This window comes from Leifsonia sp. NPDC058194 (assembly GCF_042883605.1).
Lineage (GTDB): Bacteria > Actinomycetota > Actinomycetes > Actinomycetales > Microbacteriaceae > Leifsonia.
In genome coordinates this window covers 473920-491273 of the sequence record NZ_JBHVVL010000004.1, presented here as the reverse complement: position 1 = coordinate 491273, position 17354 = coordinate 473920, and the positions used below count along the sequence as shown (strand labels likewise).

Genomic DNA, 17354 nt, shown 5'->3' with positions numbered 1-17354 from the left:
TCTAGGATTGCGCTATGGACCCGGATACTGCCGCCCACCGCAAACGCGCTCTGCGCGCCGAATTGCGGGAGCGACGACAGAACCTCACGACCACCGAGCGCACCGCCGCGACCGCCGGGATCACGCGCAACCTCGTCGATCTGACGACCGATCTGGACGTGCGGTCGCTCGCCTGCTTCCTCTCCACCACGATCGAGCCCGACACCCGCCCGTTCCTGAACTGGGCGCACGCACAGGGTCTGCGCGTGCTGCTGCCGATCTCGCGGGAGGACGGCCTGCTCGACTGGACGACGGGCGACGGCGAGACCGAGACCGAGGGGCTCTTCGGGATGCCCGAAGCGGTCGGCGAACTGCTCGGCCCCATCGCGATCAACGACGTGGACCTCATCATCGTGCCGGCCGCCGCGGTCGACGCGTCGGGCATGCGCATGGGCTGGGGGCGCGGCTATTTCGACAAGACGCTCGGCAGCATGGAAAAATGTCCTCCTGTGTACGCCGTCCTCTTCGACGGCGAACTCGTGGACGAGGTCCCGCGCGAGCGGCACGACCAGGCGATCGACGGAGTCGTCACCCCGACCCGTATCGTCCAGTTCACCTGATGCACCCACCGACCCACGCGCTGCGATAGACGGAACCTGATGCCCACCTACTCTTATGCCTGCCGCGACTGCGGCCATTCCTTCGACATCCAGCAGGCGTTCACCGACGACGCGCTCTCGGTCTGCCCGAACTGCGGCGGACACCTGCGCAAGGTGTTCGGCGCCGTCGGGGTGACCTTCAACGGCTCCGGGTTCTACCGGACCGACTCCCGTGGTACGAAGAGTGCGGGGGCTCCGAGCGGCTCGTCGTCGTCCGGAGGCTCGTCGACCTCGAGTTCCTCGTCGTCGGGTTCTTCGTCATCGGGAAGCTCGTCGTCGGGAACCTCATCGTCCGGCGGCTCGTCGTCGGGCGGCTCATCCTCCTCCGGCGGCTCGTCCTCCGGCAGCTCGTCGTAGGACCCCCACGACCCTTGCACCACCCCTGGCGAAAGGACCGATCATGATCAAAGGCTTCAAAGAGTTCATCCTCCGCGGGAACGTGATCGATCTGGCGGTCGCCGTGGTCATCGGCGCCGCGTTCACGGCCGTCGTCAACTCGATCGTAAGCAACATCTTCAATCCGATCGTGAGCGCGCTCTTCCGGGCGGACAGCCTGGACAATGCGCTCGACGTGAAGATCGGAGACGCCACGATCAAGTTCGGCGCCGTCGTCGGGGCGATCATCAGCTTTGTGATCGTCGCTGCCGTGGTCTACTTCGTCTTCGTGTACCCGTTGAACCTGGTCAAGGAGCGGTCGGAGCGTCTCCGCAAGAAGGGCGTCGTCGAGCCCGACGCGCCGGTCACCGACCTGGACCTGCTCACCGAGATCCGCGACATCCTGCAGGCGCAGCAGTCGCCGCCGCAGGCGACCGGCAAGCACTCCGACCCGCAGGTCTGAGCGGCGAGTCGGACCCGGCGCCGACCCGCGCGTCAGTAGTGCGGCGGGACGTCCCGGCGCAGCTGCTCGTCGTTCGAGCCGAAGGACGGCGAGTGATCGGTGTCCTCCCGCTCCCCCTCCGCGCGCACCTGCGGCGTCGGATCCGCACCGGGCGCTCCCGCGCGCTGCACGCGCCGGTGACGGCGCACAGACGGACGCTCGGGGGTGCTCTCGGTCATCCCTCCAGCGTAGCCGCCGCTCACAGGGAGAGATGGAAGCGGAGGGCGTCGTCGACCTGATGCATGATCCAGGGCGGGGTCTGCCCGAGCTCGCGATGAACCCGTTCGAGAGATATCGCGCGGATCTGCTCGATTTGCACCTTCGATGGGGCGGAGAGTCCCATCGAAGCCATGTCGTCGTCCTCGTCCACCAACACCTGTGCTTCAGGATGAACGAAACCGACCTTGGTCGTGAGCGGCACCGCCACGAGGCTGCCGCGATTGACCCTCGCCACCGCGCGCAACGCCCCATGGTTGCTGACGACGATGCACGGTCGAGTCTTCGATGCCTCGCCGAAGAGGGCAGGGTCGAACTGTGCCAGGAGGACCGTCCCGCGTCTCACTCGTCGTCCAATCCATCGCCTGCGGTCGAGTCCCAGAGCTTCTGATCTTCAGAGCCCTCCCACTCCTCGAACACCTTCACGTAGTCGTCTTCGGACCGAATCTCACGGAAGAGGCGCACCATGTCATGGATGACGGCGGAGCGATTCCCGTCTCGCTCTGCACGCGCGACACGGTCGAGGTACGCGACATCATCCTCGGAGAGACTCACGCTCAGCTTGGTCATACCGCGATGCTACCACGGTGGCATCGGGGTCAGGCGGGGATGGTGATCGGCGCCGTCTCGGTGCCGGGCTCCCCCGCGCCGATGAGGCGCGCGATGCGCACGGCGACGGCGTCCGGGTCGGCGAACAGCTCGAAGCTGTGCACGCGGAGGTAGTGCCAGCCGAGGCGGCGGAGCACGTCGGGACGCAGGCGCAGCGACTCGCGCAGGCTGCCCGTGTGGACGTCCTCGTCGGTCTCGACCACGACGGCGCGGCCCTCGTTCGAGGCGATGAGCGTCAGCTTGCCGCGGTAACCGAGGTGGACGTCGAGTCCGCGCCGGGCGAGCCGCTTGGCGAGGTCGACGATCATCGGGTCGGCGTCGGGGCTCAGGTGCTCCGGGGCCGCCGCCTGGATCTCGTCGGCCTCCCCGAGCACCTGCGCGAGCGCGGCGATGCCGTGACGCATGCGGGTCTCGTCGATGTCGTCTGGCTTGAAGCACGAGACGATGTCCATGCCACGCCGCGCGCGGGTCATGCCGATGGCGAGCAGGCGGTCACCGCCCGGCTCGGCGAGCGCGCCGAAGTTCGAGAGCAGGCGGCCGTGCGGGGTGCGGCCGTAGCCGATCGAGAAGATCACGCGGTCGCGGCTCTGCCCGACCGACTGGTCGAGCGTCACGACCGAGAACGGCTCGGCGCGGTCACCGAGGATGAAGTCGGCGAGATCGGTTCGCTTGGCGAACGCGGCGAGGACCGCCTGGTTCACGCGCACGGCGTGCCGGTCGCTCGCCGAGATCACCATGAGGGACTCGCGGGGCCGTTCGATCGCGTGCTGGAGGACCAGCTCGACGACCTTGGCGACCTCGGCGTCGGTGCTCTCGACCGCGCCCGTGTCGTTGTCGGGCATCCCCTGGCCGCCGGTCACGTAGTGCAGCGCGAGGCTGCCGTGCCCGAGGTAGGTGCCCGCCCACGGCAGGGAGTCGATCATCCCGCCGTAGAAGCGGCGGTTGACGAGCTCGGCGAGGTCTTCGCCGCCGGCCCGGTAGCTGCGCTTGAGCGTGTAGACCGGGAGCAGCTCGGCGAGGCGGGCGAGGGCGGAGTCGGCGTGCATCGCATCCACGTCCTCGAGGACGCCCTCGAACGACGTGCCGTACTCGTGCACGCCGATGTCGAAGCGCGACGGGGTCTGCGTGACCGGGTCGCCGAACGCGACGAGCTGCTTGGCCCGTCGCAGCACCGGGATGTTCTCGGCGAGGGTGGAGGCCCCGGCGTCGACGAGGACGACCGCGTCGAACGGGAGGTCGGTGCCGAGCTCGGGCACCTCGTACGGCGACACGAGCCAGACGGGTGCGAGCGGGCGCGACAGGTGGGGAGCGGCGGCGTCGAGCGACGCGGCCGTCGGATACCCGGCCTTGAGCAGCCGCTTCAGCGCCGTGGCCTCGTCGGGCCAGTCGACGATGCCGATCTTCCAGGTCTCGGCGAGCAGCCAGGCGAGCTGCTTGCCCGTCGCGGAGGCGTGCGCCTCGTCCACGAGACGGAAGTCGGCCTCGAGACGGTCGAGCACACCGGTGTTCGCACTCAGGAGGGCGCGGTCGGCCGCGAGAAGCGACTCCAGCACCGACTGCCACCAGGCGAGTTCGAGCTCGGCGCTGACCTGCGACTCGGGCACGTGGCGCACCGAGAGGTCTTGGATGAGCGGGTCGAGGTCGAGGTCGCGCAGCTGACCGAGCAGGGCGGTGCGCTCCTGCAGGTTGGCGAGCACCTCGGATTCGGCTGCGAGCCCGGCGATCTGCCGGGTGAGCACCTCGATCGGCAGCGCCGCGAGCGACTGCGCCGTGCCGGTGCGGCGCAGCGGGATGTCGAGACGGGCGAGATCTTCCGCGACGCGCTGGTACGCCACCTGCACATCGGCGATCCCGACCGGGACCTCCGGCACCACACCGGCGACGGCGAAGCGGTTCCAGAGGATGCGCTGCTGCTGGATGCGGCGCAGGCTCTCGTTGAGGTCGGTGACGTGGACGCCGGGCCGCACGTACTCGAGCGCGAGCTTGCGCAGGCGGCGCCGGTTCGCGCTCGTCATGGTCGCGGATTCGCGGCGGGAGGCCGTGGCGGCGATCAGCTCGGCGAGCGAGCGGTCGAACACCGCGGGGGTGAACCGGTCGAGCGTCTCGCGGATGTCGAGCAGCAGCCGCAGGTAGACGCCGAGTTCGGCGATCGACTCGAACGGCCGCATCCTGGTCTGACCGATCAGCGCGCGGGCGCGGTCGATGAGACGCGGCAGCTCGGCGCGGTTGAGCTTCTTCGCGAGGTCGTGGGCGGCCTTGCCCTCCTCGGTGGTGCTGAACGACGCCCCGTACCAGGGCGAGTCGTTCGGCCCGTAGCGGAACTCTCCGAGTCGGGCGGCGCGGATGAGGGCGTCGGAGGCGTCGTCGCGCGCGCTGGCGAGCGCTTCGATGGAGGAGCGGCCGAGGCGGGCCGTGGTCGACGGCGGCGACGGCAGCAGGGCGAGCCGCGAGAGCTCGCGCAGGGCGTCGAGCACCGAGACCTTCAGCACCGGGTCGCGGCGGGCGAGCGCCGAGCGGTAGTCCAGCAGGACCTTGCGCAGGCGCACGAGCGCCTCGTCCACGTCGGTCACCCGCGGCTGAGTGGCCTTCTCGTTGCGGCCGATGGACTGGATGAGGTCGCGGCGCAGGGTGCGCGGGGTCACGGCGAGCCCGGGCAGGCCGACGCGGGTGAGCCGCTGGGCGATGTCGTCGAGGCTGGAGCGCCGCGGGCTCACCACGAGCACGCGCTTGTGCTGGGCGACGAGGGCGCCGATCGCGTTGACGACCGTCTGGGTGCCGCCGGTGCCGGGGAGGGTCTTGACGACCAGGGAGTTGCCCGCCGCGATCTGGGCGACCACGGTCTCCTGCTCTTCGTCTGCGTCGAGCAGCAGGGAGTCGGTCGCCGGCGGGCGCTCGTCCTGGCGGATCTGCTCCACCGGGTTGAACGCGCTCTCGATGGTCGTGCGCGCCGACGGGTTGCCCGCCAGCGCGTTCAGGAGGGGCGTGTCGAGGTCCTCGGCCTCCGCACGCAGCGCCGGGGCGACGTCGGCGAAGGACGACACCACGAGCCGCGGCTGCACGTTGAACCACGGCAGGTGCGAGGTCAGGCCGCGCAGGCGGTCGATGACCGGCTGCGGCTTGAAGACGCCGTTGTTGAGGGCGAGCGCGACGAACGCGTCGGCGTCGAGAGTGATCTGGAACTGCTCGGCGAGCGCGCGCGACAGCTCCGGGTTCAGGAAGGGCTGCCCCTTCAGCTTCAGCTCGAAGTCGCGGCCGTACCGGCGGATCGCGAGAGGGCGCAGCAGGATGGGCGCGGTCAGCTCGTCGCCGCCGTGCCGCCACCGCGCCAGACCGATGGCCAGGTGCACGGACTCGATGCCGCGCACCGTGCGCAGCTCGATGCCCTTGGTGGTGATCGCGTTCGCGGCCGCCCGCGCCGTGCGCAGGGCCAGCTCGTCGCGGATGAGGCTCGACAGCAGCGTGCTCTTGCCCGTGATGAACTGCGGAAGCCCGCCGGGGTGGGTCGTGCTCAGCTCGATACGCGCACGGGGGCTGTCCTCGAAGTGCAGGAGCGGCGAGACGCCGCCGATGGACGCGATCTCGTCCTGCCAGCGCTGCCGGACCGGGTCGGCGATGTTGCCCGCGACCAGCGACGGATCCCCCAGGCTCAGCTGATGCGGTGCGGTCGAATTCGCGACCGGGTGCAGGGCGTCGTCGTCCGCGAGGTCGGACCCGACCAGGTCGTCCTCGTTCTTCCTATCCAGTCGCCACACACGGACACCCTACGTGCGAATCTCCGAAACTCCCGGCAACCCGGGCGGGTTTCGCGGCAATACGGGAGTCGGAGGGCGCAGCGCCAGCACGGCGATCACCCCGCAGAGCAGATACAGCGCCGCCTGCCCGTCGAGGATGGCGACGACGTCGAACCGCTCGGCGAGGAGGCCGCCCGCGAGGAGGCCGACGCCCTGGGCCGCGCCGGCGACGGTGGTCATCGCGGCGATGACGCGGCCGAGCGCGTTCGGCGGCGTGCCGGTCTGGACGAGGGTGATCTCCCCGGTCGCGGTGGCGACGGCCGGGATCCCCATCGCGATGAACAGCCCGGCGTAGACGCCGAGGGCGGTGGTGACCGGGGCGAGGTTCCAGGTGATCAGCGACAGGAGGCCGAACACGAGGTAGCCGCCGCCGACCAGCAGGCGCGGGCTCAGCCGGCGCACCAGCATGCCCGACAGGAGGCCGCCGAGCACCCCGCCGATGGCTTGCACGCCGCGCAGGAGGCCGACGCCGGCATCCCCGGCTCCCAGATCCTGTGTCACGTAGACGATGAAGAGGACGAGGAACAGACCTTGCGAGACGCTCCCGAGCGCCGTGATGGCGGCGATGGTCCGCAGGGTGCCGGAGCGCGCGATCAGGACGAGACCCTCCGTCCATTCGCGCAGGAGCCGGCGTTCGACGTCGACGGCGGGCGCGTCCCCGTCGAGCGACGCGGGGTCGGGCTGCCGTCTCATGAAGGTCACGAGCCCGGCCGTGACGAGGAAGGTCGCGGCATCGGCGATCACGACCCCGGGAAGCCCGCCCGCGGCGAAGGCGAGGCCGCCCAGAGGCGAGCCGACGAGCCGGGCGATGCTGTCGCTCACGGCGATGAGCGCATTGCCGCGGGCGAGCTGATCCGGCTCCACCAGGCTCGGGACCAGCGCCTGGCGTGCGGGATTGATGACGGCGCCGAGCACGGCCTCGACCCCGGCGACCGTGTACACGATCCACATCTTGTCGGCCGTGGCGGCGAGCAGCGGCAGCAGGGCGACCGCCTGAAGCAGGGACGTGACGATGATGGTGCGGCGGCGGTCCCACCGGTCCACGAACACCCCGATGAACGTTCCCAGCAGCAGCATCGGCACCAGCTCGACCAGGAAGACGGTGGAGGCGCCGAGCGCCGAGCCGGTGGCGGCGAACGCGAAGAGCGGCAGCGCGATCATCAGCAGCCAGTCGCCGGTGTCGGAGACGAGACCGGCGGTCCAGACCAGCGCGTAGTCGCGGCGGAAGAGCGGGGAGCGGGAGGTCATGAGGGGTCCCCCATCGCGTCGGGGTGCCGGAAGGCGTTCAGGTGTAGGGCGACAACGTCCGCGTCGTCCGGCGCGTCGGCCCGCGTCAGTCCGATGTAGGGGCGGATGAGCGCGTCGAGCGCCGCTCCCAGCTCCTTCAGCTCGGCGGGGCTCACCCGGAGGGCGTAGCCGGTGAGCATGCTGGCGTCGCGCCACTCCTCCGGCTGGTCGTCGCGCTGGGCGAGCGCACGATGCGCGAGTGCGGCCTCGTCGTCGATCTGCCGATCGGCGAGCAGACGCTCGGCGGTGTCGGCGCCGAGCCGGAAGCCCGGGTCCTCCGTGCGGCCGAACGAGAGGCCTGTCGCCGTGGACTGCCAGGGCCGCTCGCGCCCGTCGGCCGCCTCCACCGCCTCCACCAGCCCGAACCGGGCCAGGGTGCGCAGGTGGTAGCTGCAGTTGGATGCCGTCGAACCGACGACCTCGGCGCACTCGCTCGCCGTGCGCGGACCGAACGACATCAGGTGGTCAAGCAGCGCGAGGCGCAGCGGGTGCGCGAGGGCGCGCAGGGCCTTCGGGTCAGTGATGGTGCGCCGTTCGGCTGGTCTGAAAGACATGTTTCAGATTGTGCGCCCCCTTCTCTTTCACGTCAAGTCGGGAATGCTCCCCTCTGCGATGCGTTGTTCACACGTGTGAACCAACCCACTCGAACGAACGTCGGCTTCCGGTCCGAGCGCGGCCCCGTGCTCATCGCGCTCATGCTGACCACCGGCCTCGTCGCGATCGACTCCACGATCCTCGCGACCGCGGTGCCGTCGATCGTGTCGGATCTGGGCGGCTTCTCGCAGTTCCCGTGGCTGTTCTCCGTCTACCTCCTCGCTCAGGCCGTCTCCGTCGCCGTCTACGCGAAACTCGCCGACACGGTCGGGCGCAAACCGCTCGTGCTGATCGGCATCGGGCTCTTCCTCCTCGGCTCGATCCTCTGCGGGCTCGCCTGGTCCATGCCCGCCCTCATCGCATTCCGCGTCGTCCAGGGCCTCGGCGCCGGCGCCATCCAGCCGATGGCGATCACGATCGCCGGAGACATCTACACCGTCGTCGAGCGCGCGAAGGTGCAGGGCTACCTCGCGAGCGTCTGGGCGATCTCCTCGGTGGTCGGGCCGACACTCGGCGGCGTGTTCTCGCAGTTCACGTCGTGGCGCTGGATCTTCTTCGTCAACATCCCCCTCTGCCTCCTCGCCGCCTGGATGCTCGCGCGCAACTTCCACGAGAAGGTGGAGCGGCGCCCGCACCGCATCGACTACGCGGGGGCGACGCTGCTCACGCTCGGGATGAGCCTCCTCATCCTCGCCGTGCTCGAGGGCGGCCAGGCCTGGGCCTGGGACTCGACGTGGAGCATCGGCTCCTTCGTGCTGGGCGCACTGCTGCTCGGCGCCTTCCTGCTGGTGGAGCGCCGGGCCGCCGAGCCGATCCTCCCGCTCTGGGTCTTCTCGCGCCGGCTGCTCGTGACCACGACCTTCATCTCGCTCGGCATCGGTGCGATCCTCATCGGCCTCACCTCGTACGTGCCGACCTATCTCGAGTCGACGACGGGCGCCTCCCCGCTGATCGCCGGTCTCGCGGTCGCCGCCCTCACCCTCGGCTGGCCGATCGCGGCGAGCCTCTCGGGACGCTTCTACCTGCGCATCGGCTTCCGCAGCACCGCCCTCCTGGGCACGTCGATCGCGATCGTGGGCGCGATCGCGTTGGCCGCGACCTCGGTGCACCCCAGCGTCGCCTTCGTGGCGATCAGCTGCTTCGTCGTCGGGCTCGGGATGGGCCTGGTCGCGACGCCGACCCTCATCGCCGCGCAGTCGAGCGTCGCCTGGAACGAGCGCGGCGTCGTGACCGGCACCAACATGTTCTCGCGCTCGATCGGCAGCTCGGTCGGCGTCGCCCTCTTCGGAGCGATCGCGAACGGGATCATCGCCTCCTCCGCCGGCGGCGCGCAGGATCCCGGAACCGTGCAGGCGGCCTCCACCGCCGTCTTCGTCGCGGTCGCGATCGCCGCGGCTCTGACGATCATCGCCGGCCTCGCGATGCCACGCTCCCGCGTCGAAGACGTGGAGCTGCGCCGCGCGGCCCCCGCCGCCGACTAGCGCGCCCGCCCGCCGCGCGAGGCGGCGAACAGTTCGCCTTCTCGACGCGAGGCGGCGGACAATTCGCCCCCTCGATGCCTCCTCGGGGGTGCGTCGAGGCCGTCTCGTGCGCGTGCTAGTGTGGTCCGACCACATGGTCTGACCACAGGAGGCGCTATGACCGCGGAGCCGCGGGCCTGGGAGGGCGTGCTCGCCCACATCGAGGCGCGTCTCGTCGACGGGCGTCTGCGCCCCGGCGACCACCTGCCCGCGGAGCGCACTCTCTCGGCCGACCTCGGCGTCTCGCGGTCGAGCGTCAGGGAGGCCATCCGGGTCCTCGAGGCGATGGGCCTGGTGCGCACCCAGACCGGCTCGGGTCCGAGCTCCGGCGCCATCATCGTCGCCCGCCCGGTCGGCGGGATGCAGGCGCTGATGCGCCTCCAGGTGGCCGCCAGCGGTTTCCCCGTCGCCGACGTGGTGCGCACGCGACTGCTGCTCGAGACGGCCGTCGCCGAGGAGCTCGCCGAGCGCCCCACGACCGTCGACCTCGCCGACGCCGGCCAACTGCTCGACGCGATGGACGATCCCGCGCTCACCCCGCAGGAGTTCCTCGCCCTGGACGCGCAGTTCCACCTCGCCCTCGCCGAGGCGTCCGGCAACACCGTGGTCGCCGCGACCATGGCCGGCCTGCGCAGCTCGATCGAGGGTTACGTGCTCGCCGGCCTCGCGCGCATCCCGGACTGGGAGGCCATGGCCGCCCGGCTCCGTGCCGAGCACCGGGAGGTGGTGGCCGCGATCACCGCCGGCGACTCCGCAGCCGCACGCACGCGCATCCACGAGCACATCAGCGGCTACTACCGCGACGCCTCCCCCGACCCGCTGCACGACAGCACCGACACCACCTCCGCCCACGACCCCAGATAGGCAGCCGCACATGGTCACCCGTCAAGTCCCCAAGCCCGCCGAACTGCTCGACCTGATGAAGTTCAAGAAGCCCGAGCTGGACGGCAAGAAGCGCCGCCTGCAGAGCGCCCTCACCATCGAGGACCTGCAGCGCATCGCCAAGCGCCGCACGCCGAAGGCCGCCTTCGACTACACCGAGGGCGCGGCCGAAGGCGAGCTCTCGCTCGCCCGCGCCCGCCAGGCGTTCCAGGACATCGAGTTCCACCCGTCGATCCTGCGCGACGTCTCCGTCGTCGACACCTCCTGCGAGATCTGGGGCGGACCGTCGGCCCTCCCGTTCGGCATCGCCCCGACCGGATTCACCCGGCTGATGCAGACCGAGGGCGAGATCGCGGGAGCGGGAGCAGCCGGCGCCGCGGGCATCCCCTTCACCCTCTCGACGCTGGGGACGACCTCCATCGAGAACGTGAAGGCCGCGAACCCGACCGGCCGCAACTGGTTCCAGCTCTACGTGATGCGCGAGCGCGAGATCTCGTACGAGCTCGTGCGCCGCGCCGCCGCCGCCGGCTTCGACACCCTGTTCTTCACGGTCGACACCCCGGTCGCCGGCGCCCGCCTGCGCGACAAGCGCAACGGCTTCTCGATCCCGCCGCAGCTCACTCTCGGCACGATCGTCAACGCCATCCCCCGCCCCTGGTGGTGGTACGACTTCCTGACCACGCCGAAGCTCGAGTTCGCGTCGCTGTCCTCGACCGGCGGGACCGTCGGCGACCTGCTCAACGCGGCGATGGACCCGTCGATCAGCTTCGACGACCTGAAGATCATCCGCGACCTGTTCCCGGGCAAGATCGTGGTCAAGGGCGTCCAGAACGTCGAGGACTCCGCCAAGCTGGTCGACCTCGGCGTCGACGGCATCGTGCTCTCCAACCACGGCGGCCGCCAGCTCGACCGCGCGCCCATCCCGTTCCACCTCCTGCCGAAGGTGGTTCAGGAGGTCGGCCACCACACCGAGGTCGCCATCGACACGGGCATCATGAACGGCGCCGACATCGTCGCCGCTTACGCACTCGGCGCCAAGTTCACGCTGATCGGCCGCGCCTACCTGTACGGGCTGATGGCGGGAGGCCGCGCGGGCGTCGACCGCACCATCCAGATCCTCTCCGACCAGATCGTCCGGACGATGCAGCTCCTCGAGGTCTCGTCGCTGGCTGAGCTGACCCCCGCGCACGTCACCCAGCTGCAGCGCCTGGTGCCGGTCGCGGCGACCAGCCCGGTGAACGTCGGCTAGACGCGCACAGCCGGGGCGCTACTCGCAGCCGACCCCGTCGCCGTCGCGGTCCAGGTCGTAGATGTCGGTCCCGACGACCTGGACCGGGCCCTCGACATAGGCCGGTCCGTTCCCGTTCCCGCCCGCACAGTCCACGTCGCTCGCGATCGGCACGCAGGCACCGGCGTAGTTCGGATCGCAGGCGCCCTCCGGTGCAGCCGACAAGACGAAGGAGGAGGCGTCTGTCTCGGCGACCTCGGCGGGCGCCTGCCCGCCGTCGGCGTACGACGACACGCCGACCAGGACCGCCAGGACGACGGCGCCACCGACGACGGACCAGCCCGTCCTTCCCGGCCTGGGTCTCGCCACGGTCGCTCCTTCGGGTCGTGCTCGCAGCAGTCTGCCGATCCGGCGGCACCGCGGCAAGGGACCCGAACGAGGGGCGCGCGACGGCAGCCCCCCCGGGGCGCGTCGAGACCACCAGCCCTCTCAAAGGAAATTACCCCTACGATCGGTGAGGGAATGTCCACGGTCGAAATGGGATGAACTGAATGGCAACGGGTAGAGGGGCCTCCGGCCCGACCAAGCGCGATCGTCGCGAAGAGGCACGCGAGACCGCACGAGTGATGCGCGAAGAGGCCGCCAAGAAGGCGAAGCGCCGCAAGGTCATCGTCCAGAGCTCGGTCATCGTGGGCGTGCTCGCCGTGCTCACCGTCGTCGGCCTCGTCATCTACTCGAGCGTCAGCGCCTCCAGCAACGTGGCGAACCCGAAGAACATGATCAGCGGCGGCATCGTGCTGACCCAGGCCGACCAGGCCGTCACCAGTGCCGCGATCTCGGGCGGCGACGCCCCCACCCCCACGACGCAGAAGCTCGACGGCAAGACGGCGCACATCCAGATCTGGCTCGACTACCAGTGCCCGTACTGCGACCAGTTCGAGACCACCAACAGCGACCAGATGAAGCAGATGATGGCCGCCGGCACCGCGACGCTCGAGATCCACCCGGTCGCGATCCTCGACTCCTCGACGAACAACAAGTACTCCACCCGGGCGGCGGCCGCGGCATCGTGCGTCGCCAACTACGAGCCGGACAAGTTCTTCGACATCAACAGCGCCCTGTTCGCCAACCAGCCGGACGAGCAGACCGGCTCCGGACTCACGAACGCCGAGATCCTGAAGCTGTTCAAGGACGCGGGCGTCGAGTCCAAGCAGATCACCGACTGCGTCAACAACCAGACCTACGCGCAGTTCGTGACGAACCGCACCAAGGAGGCGGTCGCCAGCAAGCAGCTCGCGAACCCCACCAGCGGCGGCTTCGGCACGCCGACGGTGTTCGTCAACGGCGAGCGCTACCAGGGCGGCTTCACCGACGCGACGCAGTTCGCCACGTTCGTCGCCACTGCCGTGAAGGACGCCGGCGACAGCGGCTCGGTCACCTTCCCCAAGGCGAGCTGACCCGCCCGCACGCACCGCTCTCGAAGGCGGCCGACCCTCCGGGGCCGGCCGCCTTCTGCGCACCCGGCCGCGGGTGTAGGTTCTCCCCACCGCACGCGAGACGACAGGAGACCAGCATGGACCGCATCCCCGAGGACGGCGTCGAGGACGAGCAGTACCCGGACGGCGACGCCGGAGACACCGCGGGTTGGGTCGACTCCGCCGACGGCGACGTCGACTACGCCGCGGACGACCCGATCGCCGAGGCCGACTTCGCCGACGAGCTCGTGACGACGGACGGCGTCGCCGGCGAGACCGTGTGGGGCAACCCCGCCGGAGACGAGGCGTCGCCGATCGAGGACGAGCACGACCCGCTTGACGACCCCGACGAGGGCGTGCTCACCGAGGACGATCTCGAGGACGAAGGGATCTAGTCCGCGGGCAGCGCCGCGACGACCCCGCGGGCAATCCGCTCGAGGAAGCCGACGATCTCGTCCGCCGCGAGTTCGGTGCCGAGGGCGCTCTCGACGAGTGCCTCCTCGGCGAACGCCACCCAGGAGCGCAGCGCGATCCGCAGCAACGGGGTGTCGGCGACGCCGAGTTCGAGGAAGGCGGCGACGACGCGGTCGGCCTGCTCTTCGCGCGCCTCCTGGACGACGGCGCGCACGTCGCTGTCGCCGCTCGCCACCCCGCGCACGAGCGAGTAGAACGTGCAGCGGTGCTCGCGGACGAATCGCACGATGCGCTCCAGCGTGTCGCGCAGCCGCTCCAGCGGCGGCAGCTCGGGCACCGGCTCGGTGGCGTGGAGCATGCTGTCGCGGGCGGTGCGGACGACCTCCCGATGCAGCCCCTGCTTCGAGCCGAAGTAGTGGAAGAGGAGGGCGCGCGAGACGCCTGCCCGTTCGGAGAGCACGTCGATGGTGAGCTCGTCCAGCGGATTCTCGGCGAGGAAGGCGACGCCGAGGGCGACGAGCTGCGCGCGGCGCTCATCCGGAGTGAGCCGCGTGCGCCGATCCGTGGACATGGTTCGAGACTAACCGGCGAGCCGGCCGATCTCGGCCCGGAGCACGTCGAGCGCCCAGCCGGGGTCGCCCCCGCGCACGAGCAGGTGCATGGCCAGACCGTCGACGAGCGCGTGCAGGCGGAGGGCGTCCTGCTGGCGCTCCGGCTGCGCCCGCGATGCGGACGACGTGTCGCCCGCGAGGTCGTCGACGAGCTGTCGGCACACGCCGGTGAGCGCGCGGTCCGCTTCGTCGCGGATCCGGGAGAGGCCGGGCAGGGCCGGCGTCTCGGCGATCAGCGCGATGGTGACCTCCAGCTCGGCGCGGCTGTCCGGCGACAGCGGCAGGAGCTGGCGGAGGACGTCGAGCGCGTGCTCCGTCGCTTCTCCCCCGCCGGGCAGGGCGGCGATGCGTCTCGTGGCGCGGTCGACCATGAGTCCGGCGGAGAACTCCAGCAGCTCGGTGCGGGTGGGGAACAGATGCCGCAGTGAGCCGACGGCCACCCCCGCCTCCGCGGCGACGGTGCGCACCGACACCGCGCCGATCCCGCGCTCGACGATGACCCGCCAGACCGCCTCGGCCAGCTCGGCCCTGCGGGCATCCCGGTCGATCGTGCGCGGCATGGTCGGAGATTAGCACGGTCGTGCCAGACCGGGATCCGACCCCGTCACCCCCTCAAACGGGTGCCACCTATTGACAATCCGTCAATAGCGTCTAGGTTTGCCCGTGGGCCTGACCGCACTGGCGCGTCAAGCCCCCGAACAGGAGGATCGATGACGTTTCGAAAGTTCGCCGGCACGCACACGGGCCGCATCGTGCTCGCGGCCGTCCCCGTCGCCGTGGTGTCGACGCTGCTGATGGCGGGAGTCGCGCAGGGCGCCGTTCCCGTGTCGTTCGCGGTCTCCGGCAGCCAGTTCCAGATCAGCGCCTCCAAGCTCGACGGCAGCGGGTTCTCGCAGTACGCCGGGGTCGCACCCGACACCGCTGGCAACGAGCACCAGGTCGCGATCGCCAACATCAAATCGGCGACCCTCGCCGACCTCTGCCAGTCGGTCGTCACCGACACCCCGCTCGGCAAGGTGGGCATGCTCATCACCGCGGGCGGCGGCGGGAACCCGGCATCGGCCTCCGACCTGCAGATCGGGATGACCGACCTCAAGGGCGACTCGAAGTTCGGCAACATCCGCATCGGCGTGGACGCGTCGGCCGTGAACACCGCCGCCAAGGGCACCGCCGGCGACTTCGCACAGGACGCCGACACGGTCACGATCGACAACCTCCAGCAGACCGCGTGGAGCACGCAGGCGTCGGTGTTCACGCTCACGGGCATGCACGTGCAGCTGACCGACGGATCCAAGGGGTGCTTCTGAACGCGCCGGGCGCCGCGGCGGCGGGAGTCGGCGGCGAAGCGGGAGCCAGTAGCGCGACGGGAGTCCGCGCCACCGGATCCGCGCGCGCCCGCTTCCGCACCTGGCGGCGCTCCCGGCCGTTCGTCGGCGGCCTGCTGACCGCGCTCGGCGGCGTGGAGCTGTTCTTCTCGGGGCAGCTCGACATCGGCAAGATCCACGTGCAGCTGGGCATCGAAGGCCTCCAGGCGACGATCATCCCGATCGTGCTGGTGCTGCTCGGCATCCTGGTCATCGCGATGCCCGCCCACCGGGTGTTCTACGGGGTCATCGCCCTCGCCGTCGCCGTGTACTCGCTCGTCGGCGTGAACCTCGGCGGCTTCTTCGTGGGGATGCTGCTGTCCGCCGTGGGCGGCGTGCTGACGGTCGCGTGGATGCCGAAGAACGCCGCCGCAGCGACCGAACGCGCGGAGTCGGAGGCGGAGGCCGGAACCGGCGAGGACACCGGACGATGAGCGCGCGACGTCGGCGCCACTCCGGCAACCGCCCCGGCACGGTCGTCGGCGCCCTGCTGGCGTGCGTCGTCGTGGCCGTCGCCGGGCTGGGCGCCGCGCGCATCCCGTCGGCGGCGCACACCCAGTTCTGCATCCCCATCCTGATCCCCTGCTCGACCCCGACCCCGACCCCGACGCCGTCGCCGTCGGTGCCAGGGACAGGTTCAGGGACGGGCTCAGGGACGGGATCCGGGACGCCGGGCTCCCCGCTCGACCCGCTGCTCCCCTCCCCGACCCCCTCCGCACCGGGATCGACGCCCACGGCGCCCGCCACCCCGGCGCCTGCACCGACCGACGACACGTCGGCACCGGTCTTCACCCAGCCGCCGGCCCAGCTCGGCAGCCAGTCCCTCTCGTTCACCGGCCTCTCCGGGATCAGCATCGTGACCGTGCCGCTCGCCGACGGCAGCCGCGTCGCGGCGCTGAAGATCTCCGCCGACAGCATCACCATCGGCGGCTTCAGCCTCACGGTCCGGCACGAGACCGGGCCGTCGCTCGCCACGACGGCGGACACGATGACGCTGCGGGGGCACGTGCAGGTGTACCTGAACTCGATCACCGCCACGACCGCCGACGGACACGCGCTCACCCTCGGCGCCGCGACCCCTCCCCCGGCGGACGGCATGCCGAACGACCTGCTGCGGGTGACCCTCGGGCTCGTCGGAGCGACCGCCGACTCCATCGTCTACACGAACACGAAGCAGCACCTGTCCGAGTGAGTGCGGGAGGGCCGCCCTCCGTCAGCGACCGCGACGCAGGCGGCGCCGTTCCCGGCGGCGTTCCCGGGGGCTGAGAGCGGCGAGCGCCTCCGCCTCGGCCCGCCGCTGCTCCTCGGCCGCCCGGAGGCGGGCGGTGCGACGTTCGAGCCAGGCCTGCGCCTCGGCGTCCGCATCGCGCAGCGGGGTGACGACCGGAGGGCCGCCCTGGAGCTGGCGTCTCGCCTCCCGCACCCGGCGGTTGAAGTCCTCGACATGCTCGCGCACGGCCCGTTCGGACCCCAGCCGATCGAGCCGGGCGGTGAACTCGGCGTCCTCGGTGCGGAGCGTCAGCGCGGGAGGGCCGAGCCCGGTCAGCTGCTCGCGCTCGATCTTGCGGCGGATCCACCAGTCCGGGTCGTGGGTGCCGGTCAGGCCGGGCAACGGCTTGCCTGCGCCCGGCAGGTCGTCGAACTCGCCGCGGCGGATGGCCTGCTGGATGGCGTTCTCGATCACGTGGGACCGCTGGTCCATGCTCGGCTGGCCGGCATTGGGCTCATCCACTTCTTCGCCGCGCGCCTCCGCCTCGCGGCGCAGCCGGTAGCGGACCGCGTCGAGGCGCGCGTCGCCCGGCTGCGGTGCGGCGGGCTCACGCGACTCGGGCATGCCTCCAGATTACG

Annotated in this window: 21 protein-coding genes; 11 read left to right on the top strand and 10 right to left on the bottom strand. The window is 70.9% G+C overall.

The window, feature by feature from the left end; all coding sequences use genetic code 11:
- The first annotated feature begins 14 nt into the window (after positions 1 to 14).
- From ACFVU2_RS17210 to mscL, 3 genes are read left to right on the top strand one after another with little or no spacing between them, the layout of a single operon-like run.
- Positions 15 to 599 (top strand): 5-formyltetrahydrofolate cyclo-ligase, encoded by a 585-nt coding sequence (locus tag ACFVU2_RS17210; protein WP_387876780.1) that lies wholly within the window; start codon positions 15 to 17, stop codon positions 597 to 599.
- Positions 600 to 638: 39 nt separating this feature from the next.
- Complete coding sequence (locus ACFVU2_RS17205; RefSeq protein ID WP_387876777.1) at positions 639 to 995, top strand: FmdB family zinc ribbon protein; 357 nt, start codon at positions 639 to 641, stop codon at positions 993 to 995.
- Positions 996 to 1038: 43 nt separating this feature from the next.
- Positions 1039 to 1476 carry a large conductance mechanosensitive channel protein MscL gene (mscL, locus tag ACFVU2_RS17200; protein ID WP_387876774.1) on the top strand — a complete coding sequence of 146 codons (438 nt, stop codon included), beginning with the start codon at positions 1039 to 1041 and terminating at the stop codon, positions 1474 to 1476.
- A 32-nt stretch (positions 1477 to 1508) separates the two neighbouring features.
- On the opposite strand, the gene ACFVU2_RS17195 is transcribed toward mscL, so the two are convergent.
- Genes ACFVU2_RS17195 through ACFVU2_RS17170 form a run of 6 tightly spaced genes read right to left on the bottom strand, consistent with a single transcriptional unit; the run spans position 1509 to position 7972 of the window.
- Positions 1509 to 1694 (bottom strand): hypothetical protein, encoded by a 186-nt coding sequence (locus ACFVU2_RS17195; RefSeq protein ID WP_387876771.1) that lies wholly within the window; start codon positions 1692 to 1694, stop codon positions 1509 to 1511.
- Positions 1695 to 1714: 20 nt separating this feature from the next.
- Positions 1715 to 2077, bottom strand: coding sequence for a type II toxin-antitoxin system PemK/MazF family toxin (locus ACFVU2_RS17190; RefSeq protein WP_387876768.1), 363 nt, complete (start codon positions 2075 to 2077; stop codon positions 1715 to 1717).
- Positions 2074 to 2301 (bottom strand): ribbon-helix-helix protein, CopG family, encoded by a 228-nt coding sequence (locus ACFVU2_RS17185; RefSeq protein ID WP_387876766.1) that lies wholly within the window; start codon positions 2299 to 2301, stop codon positions 2074 to 2076. The genes ACFVU2_RS17190 and ACFVU2_RS17185 overlap by 4 nt, the downstream gene beginning before the upstream one ends.
- A 29-nt stretch (positions 2302 to 2330) precedes the next feature.
- Complete coding sequence (locus ACFVU2_RS17180) at positions 2331 to 6092, bottom strand: AAA family ATPase (RefSeq protein WP_387876765.1); 3762 nt, start codon at positions 6090 to 6092, stop codon at positions 2331 to 2333.
- A gap of 9 nt (positions 6093 to 6101) precedes the next feature.
- A complete protein-coding gene (locus ACFVU2_RS17175) occupies positions 6102 to 7379 on the bottom strand; it encodes an MFS transporter (RefSeq protein WP_387876762.1) in 1278 nt (425 codons plus the stop codon).
- Positions 7376 to 7972 (bottom strand): ArsR/SmtB family transcription factor, encoded by a 597-nt coding sequence (locus ACFVU2_RS17170; RefSeq protein WP_387876761.1) that lies wholly within the window; start codon positions 7970 to 7972, stop codon positions 7376 to 7378. Before ACFVU2_RS17170 ends, ACFVU2_RS17175 begins: the two co-directional genes overlap by 4 nt.
- A gap of 75 nt (positions 7973 to 8047) precedes the next feature.
- Between ACFVU2_RS17170 and ACFVU2_RS17165 the strand changes: the two genes are divergently transcribed.
- The 3 genes from ACFVU2_RS17165 (at position 8048) to ACFVU2_RS17155 (ending at position 11663) form a co-directional block, all read left to right on the top strand.
- The gene (locus ACFVU2_RS17165; protein WP_387876758.1) at positions 8048 to 9493 is read left to right on the top strand and encodes an MDR family MFS transporter; all 1446 of its coding nucleotides are present in this window, start codon (positions 8048 to 8050) and stop codon (positions 9491 to 9493) included.
- 156 nt (positions 9494 to 9649) lie between these two features.
- A complete protein-coding gene (locus tag ACFVU2_RS17160; protein WP_387876757.1) occupies positions 9650 to 10396 on the top strand; it encodes a FadR/GntR family transcriptional regulator in 747 nt (248 codons plus the stop codon).
- Between the two features lie 10 nt (positions 10397 to 10406).
- The gene (locus ACFVU2_RS17155) at positions 10407 to 11663 is read left to right on the top strand and encodes an alpha-hydroxy-acid oxidizing protein (RefSeq protein WP_387876754.1); all 1257 of its coding nucleotides are present in this window, start codon (positions 10407 to 10409) and stop codon (positions 11661 to 11663) included.
- Positions 11664 to 11681: 18 nt separating this feature from the next.
- Here the strand turns inward: ACFVU2_RS17155 and ACFVU2_RS17150 are convergent, their stop codons facing one another.
- Complete coding sequence (locus ACFVU2_RS17150; RefSeq protein ID WP_387876856.1) at positions 11682 to 12011, bottom strand: hypothetical protein; 330 nt, start codon at positions 12009 to 12011, stop codon at positions 11682 to 11684.
- Positions 12012 to 12193: 182 nt separating this feature from the next.
- Here ACFVU2_RS17150 and ACFVU2_RS17145 point away from each other — a divergent pair, with 182 nt between their 5' ends.
- Together ACFVU2_RS17145 and ACFVU2_RS17140 are read left to right on the top strand one after the other, a co-directional pair.
- The gene (locus tag ACFVU2_RS17145; protein WP_387876752.1) at positions 12194 to 13099 is read left to right on the top strand and encodes a DsbA family protein; all 906 of its coding nucleotides are present in this window, start codon (positions 12194 to 12196) and stop codon (positions 13097 to 13099) included.
- Positions 13100 to 13215: 116 nt separating this feature from the next.
- Positions 13216 to 13512: a hypothetical protein gene (locus tag ACFVU2_RS17140; RefSeq protein WP_387876750.1), complete on the top strand. Its 297-nt coding sequence runs from the start codon at positions 13216 to 13218 to the stop codon at positions 13510 to 13512.
- On the opposite strand, the gene ACFVU2_RS17135 is transcribed toward ACFVU2_RS17140, so the two are convergent.
- The gene (locus ACFVU2_RS17135; protein ID WP_387876748.1) at positions 13509 to 14102 is read right to left on the bottom strand and encodes a TetR/AcrR family transcriptional regulator; all 594 of its coding nucleotides are present in this window, start codon (positions 14100 to 14102) and stop codon (positions 13509 to 13511) included. The genes ACFVU2_RS17140 and ACFVU2_RS17135 overlap by 4 nt on opposite strands.
- A gap of 9 nt (positions 14103 to 14111) precedes the next feature.
- Complete coding sequence (locus ACFVU2_RS17130) at positions 14112 to 14702, bottom strand: TetR/AcrR family transcriptional regulator (protein WP_387876745.1); 591 nt, start codon at positions 14700 to 14702, stop codon at positions 14112 to 14114.
- A gap of 150 nt (positions 14703 to 14852) precedes the next feature.
- Here ACFVU2_RS17130 and ACFVU2_RS17125 point away from each other — a divergent pair, with 150 nt between their 5' ends.
- The 3 genes from ACFVU2_RS17125 to ACFVU2_RS17115 are packed head-to-tail and all read left to right on the top strand — an operon-like array spanning position 14853 to position 16698.
- Positions 14853 to 15449 (top strand): DUF6230 family protein, encoded by a 597-nt coding sequence (locus ACFVU2_RS17125; RefSeq protein WP_387876742.1) that lies wholly within the window; start codon positions 14853 to 14855, stop codon positions 15447 to 15449.
- On the top strand, positions 15440 to 15940 hold the full coding sequence (locus ACFVU2_RS17120) for a DUF6114 domain-containing protein (RefSeq protein ID WP_387876739.1): 501 nt from the start codon (positions 15440 to 15442) through the stop codon (positions 15938 to 15940). Before ACFVU2_RS17125 ends, ACFVU2_RS17120 begins: the two co-directional genes overlap by 10 nt.
- A complete protein-coding gene (locus ACFVU2_RS17115; protein WP_387876736.1) occupies positions 15937 to 16698 on the top strand; it encodes a hypothetical protein in 762 nt (253 codons plus the stop codon). Before ACFVU2_RS17120 ends, ACFVU2_RS17115 begins: the two co-directional genes overlap by 4 nt.
- Before the next feature lie 21 nt (positions 16699 to 16719).
- On the opposite strand, the gene ACFVU2_RS17110 is transcribed toward ACFVU2_RS17115, so the two are convergent.
- Positions 16720 to 17340 (bottom strand): DUF1992 domain-containing protein, encoded by a 621-nt coding sequence (locus ACFVU2_RS17110; protein WP_387876734.1) that lies wholly within the window; start codon positions 17338 to 17340, stop codon positions 16720 to 16722.
- Positions 17341 to 17354 lie beyond the last annotated feature (14 nt).

Excerpts from the sequence above, each read along its gene's own strand:
- ACFVU2_RS17210 (WP_387876780.1), top strand. The coding sequence starts at position 15 with ATGGACCCGGATACTGCCGCCCACCGCAAACGCGCTCTGCGCGCCGAA.
- ACFVU2_RS17205 (WP_387876777.1), top strand. The coding sequence starts at position 639 with ATGCCCACCTACTCTTATGCCTGCCGCGACTGCGGCCATTCCTTCGAC.
- mscL (WP_387876774.1), top strand. The coding sequence starts at position 1,039 with ATGATCAAAGGCTTCAAAGAGTTCATCCTCCGCGGGAACGTGATCGAT.
- ACFVU2_RS17195 (WP_387876771.1), bottom strand. The coding sequence starts at position 1,694 with ATGACCGAGAGCACCCCCGAGCGTCCGTCTGTGCGCCGTCACCGGCGC.
- ACFVU2_RS17185 (WP_387876766.1), bottom strand. The coding sequence starts at position 2,301 with ATGACCAAGCTGAGCGTGAGTCTCTCCGAGGATGATGTCGCGTACCTC.
- ACFVU2_RS17175 (WP_387876762.1), bottom strand. The coding sequence starts at position 7,379 with ATGACCTCCCGCTCCCCGCTCTTCCGCCGCGACTACGCGCTGGTCTGG.
- ACFVU2_RS17170 (WP_387876761.1), bottom strand. The coding sequence starts at position 7,972 with ATGTCTTTCAGACCAGCCGAACGGCGCACCATCACTGACCCGAAGGCC.
- ACFVU2_RS17160 (WP_387876757.1), top strand. The coding sequence starts at position 9,650 with ATGACCGCGGAGCCGCGGGCCTGGGAGGGCGTGCTCGCCCACATCGAG.
- ACFVU2_RS17155 (WP_387876754.1), top strand. The coding sequence starts at position 10,407 with ATGGTCACCCGTCAAGTCCCCAAGCCCGCCGAACTGCTCGACCTGATG.
- ACFVU2_RS17145 (WP_387876752.1), top strand. The coding sequence starts at position 12,194 with ATGGCAACGGGTAGAGGGGCCTCCGGCCCGACCAAGCGCGATCGTCGC.
- ACFVU2_RS17140 (WP_387876750.1), top strand. The coding sequence starts at position 13,216 with ATGGACCGCATCCCCGAGGACGGCGTCGAGGACGAGCAGTACCCGGAC.
- ACFVU2_RS17135 (WP_387876748.1), bottom strand. The coding sequence starts at position 14,102 with ATGTCCACGGATCGGCGCACGCGGCTCACTCCGGATGAGCGCCGCGCG.
- ACFVU2_RS17130 (WP_387876745.1), bottom strand. The coding sequence starts at position 14,702 with ATGCCGCGCACGATCGACCGGGATGCCCGCAGGGCCGAGCTGGCCGAG.
- ACFVU2_RS17125 (WP_387876742.1), top strand. The coding sequence starts at position 14,853 with ATGACGTTTCGAAAGTTCGCCGGCACGCACACGGGCCGCATCGTGCTC.
- ACFVU2_RS17115 (WP_387876736.1), top strand. The coding sequence starts at position 15,937 with ATGAGCGCGCGACGTCGGCGCCACTCCGGCAACCGCCCCGGCACGGTC.
- ACFVU2_RS17110 (WP_387876734.1), bottom strand. The coding sequence starts at position 17,340 with ATGCCCGAGTCGCGTGAGCCCGCCGCACCGCAGCCGGGCGACGCGCGC.